The organism is Chamaesiphon polymorphus CCALA 037 (assembly GCF_003003845.1).
Lineage (GTDB): Bacteria > Cyanobacteriota > Cyanobacteriia > Cyanobacteriales > Chamaesiphonaceae > Chamaesiphon > Chamaesiphon polymorphus.
This window is the reverse complement of the sequence record NZ_PVWO01000596.1, coordinates 1-3,182: the sequence shown is the minus strand read 5'-3', so window position 1 is coordinate 3,182 and position 3,182 is coordinate 1. Positions and strand designations below refer to the sequence as shown.

Sequence of the window (3,182 nt, the reverse complement as noted above, 5' to 3'; positions counted from 1 at the left end):
CCCATACGTGGCGATCGGGGTGTTGCAGCGTAGGATAGCTAAATTCTGGAGCGAGGGTGAGCATTTTCTAACAAGTCAATATTCAAGATGGGATAATAAATTCCAGACAAAACCAGCACAGTCAAAATTCCAGCGAAGAGAGCCAAAATTTTTAGACTGCGATAAAACAGCGTAGCAATTTTATCGATATCAGATTGCTTAATTATTCACCTAGGAACAATGAATGATTTTAGCTAAATAAGTTTCATCTGCTAGTGAAATTTATTTTGGTAATTTTGACTACCATTTAGCCAACTGTCATTCCGGCAATCGTGACTCGAACGAGTATTTATACCTACTGAAGCCTGAGACTGAAAAATTGAAACAAGTCGTCTGTATTGCCCCGTCAGGAGTGAGGTTACGCCAACGCCGAGCGTCAGCTTTGCCGAATCGCCTGTGCTTTGCTACTGGCGGGAAATACAGGATATGACATGCGGGCTTAGATGCTAAAATCTGTGCGGAGACTAAGCCAGAGATCGAAAGTACTATTTAGATTGCTATTCCAGTAGGCAGAAAAGGTAAAGTTATGATTTAGCATACCCAACTTATCACAGTATTCGCTCGAAATGAGATCGAAAAATAGATTTAAATAAAAATATTTTGGGGATCGAGTAATTAGGAGCTAGCGCAGTTTTTAAGAGAGAATAAACCTCGATCGAATAAAATTAGTTAGCTTGACAAACAGCGGTTAATGCCGCTCGGATTACTAACTTACATTAGAATTATCCAACCGAGATCGCTCTATGTTAATGTAAATAAATGGCTGTTGCAATCTGGCGATCGAGCTTGACCTAGCGAGCGTTCGCTTCCCAGAAGATAATAATCGCCCTGCCAGCATCTAGTAGCTCGACGCCACGGATGTCAACTACATCTCCCGTGTCGATTTTTGTCAGATCGAGTTGATAAAAACTCAGTATATTTAACTAGTTCAGCAACTACATGCCGTCGCTAGACACCATAGACCTGCAAAATGCCGGATTTATCCCCTCATCTGACGAGCTACAAGTTAATTACCGTCGCGCCCATGCGCCATACCAGCAGCCGCCATACCAATGAGATCGAAGCTCTCTTAAAATTTCTCCAAGCTACTTACAGAGAATTGTATCCTCAGCAACACGACTACACGCATCTCAAATCCACAGTAGAGCGATATTACAGTAGTCAGACACCATTATGGTTTGTGACCGCCCCCGCGCCCCAAGAGGCGGTGAAGATTGCTTGTTTGTGGATGGGACTCGCCATCGATCAAGTTAGCGGCGTTCGCCATCCAAATATTTTCCTGATCTATGTCGAGCCTACCTATCGTCGCCAAGGGATCGGGCGCGCTCTATTAGAACACGCCCAAACCTGGGCCAAAGCTCAAGGCTATACTCAAATCGGGTTGCAGGTATTTACAACCAACCAACCCGCGATCGATTTATATCAGCAGTTGGGCTATCAACCTCGATCGATTTCAATGATGCTAGATCTTTAGATCGAAAATTGGCAAGCCAAAGATTCATGCTACACCCCCGACTTCTTCAAGAAGTCGGGGGTGTGTTTCAAGTATAGATATCGCTAGCTCACTCACCGTTATTTGTAGTAAACCACAAATAATATAGTGCCTTGGTTAGATAACGATTGGTAGTAGTGGTGACCGAGCGTTCGAGTTGGCAATTGTCAGGATTTGTATCTGGTTTACACGCTGCATCTGGAAGATCCGTCGGTAAACTACCTACTACTTTTTTTGGGCTGAACCACCACTACGTGCGATCTCAACTTGTAAGATTTGCAGGGCTTTGGCGTATTGAGGATCGGCAACAGTTGCCACCTTATCGCGATCCTTGACTAATGCTTGGATTTGAGCCTTGCTGAGTTTAACTTCTACGTCTGGTTTGATTCCGGCACGGTTGATATCCTTACCGCTAGGAGTCAAGTATTTAGCGATCGTGACTGCCATCCCCGCACCTTCGGACAAGGGACGTACCGATTGCACCAAGCCTTTGCCAAACGTTTTCACGCCGATCAGTTGAGCGCGTTTGTTATCTTGAAGCGCACCAGCGAGGATTTCACTCGCACTCGCCGAACCACCATCGACGAGGATGACGAGGGGCTTCTTGGTAATCGCGCTCTGATTGGCAACACTGGCATCGCCTGTGCCCTGACGGTTGACGGTAGACACGATTTTGCCATTGTCCATCCACATCCGGGCGATATCGATCGCACCATACAGCAAACCACCAGGATTCGATCTCAAGTCGAGCACGTAGCCCTTAGCACCTTGGCTTTCGAGTTTTTGAATTGCTGCACCCATTTCTGCTGGGGCGTTAGCACTAAATTGCTTGAGTCGGATATAACCGATCCCGTTGAGTTCTTTCGGACGGTATTTTGCTTCGACAGGATGAATCTCGATTTGTTGGCGGAGGAGATTAAATTCGAGGGTTTGACGATTGTCGCGGAGGATCGTCAGTTTGACGGTGGTGCCTTCTTTACCGCGAATGAGTTGCACTGCTCTATTCACGTCCATGCCAACGGTACTTTTACCGTCGATCTTCGTGATGATATCTTTAGAGAGAATCCCGGCTTTTGATGCCGAGGTATCTTCGATCGGGGCAATTACTTCGAGTCTTTTGGTCTTCTCATTCTGGCTCAGTTGAATCCCTACACCGATTAATTGACCGGAGGTTTCGACTTGGAGATCTCTAAATTCTTTGGGATCCATAAAGCGGGTATATGGATCGTTGAGGTTTTTGAGCATCGACCGTGCTGCTTTGTAAACCTCTTCTTTATTCTTGTAGTTACCTTTGACTACGTACTGAGTCCGAATCGCTCGCCAGTCTTTTTGATTGAAGGTGGCATCGACGTATTGTTTATCGACAACCTGCCACACTTCATCTAGTAGCTCCTTGGGACTATTCTTGAAGAATGCAACACCTTTGGGAAGATGAAGCCCCGCACCAGTAACTGCTACTGCTGTGAGTACTAATGCGGTGGCACCAATAACTAACCCATGTTTTTCGATCTTCATGATTCTGTCTGAGATTAGCAGGAAAAGATAAAGTTAATGCGGTCGAACTATCCCTAAGTTAAGTAGGTGGGCGGGATAATAGTAAACTGGATGAAGATAGTTTAAGCATTTCTCGACAAGTAGGCGAAACCATTTA

The 3,182-nt window shown here is 45.4% G+C and carries 2 protein-coding genes; one reads left to right on the top strand and one right to left on the bottom strand.

What is annotated here, in order from left to right; all coding sequences use genetic code 11:
• Positions 1–1,009 precede the first annotated feature (1,009 nt).
• Entirely contained in the window at positions 1,010–1,513 is a 504-nt protein-coding gene (locus C7B77_RS26895; RefSeq protein WP_106312248.1) for a GNAT family N-acetyltransferase, read from the top strand.
• Positions 1,514–1,756: 243 nt separating this feature from the next.
• Here C7B77_RS26895 and ctpC read toward each other — a convergent pair whose 3' ends face one another.
• Positions 1,757–3,046, bottom strand: coding sequence for a carboxyl-terminal processing protease CtpC (ctpC, locus tag C7B77_RS26890; RefSeq protein ID WP_106312245.1), 1,290 nt, complete (start codon positions 3,044–3,046; stop codon positions 1,757–1,759).
• Between the last annotated feature and the right edge of the window lie 136 nt (positions 3,047–3,182).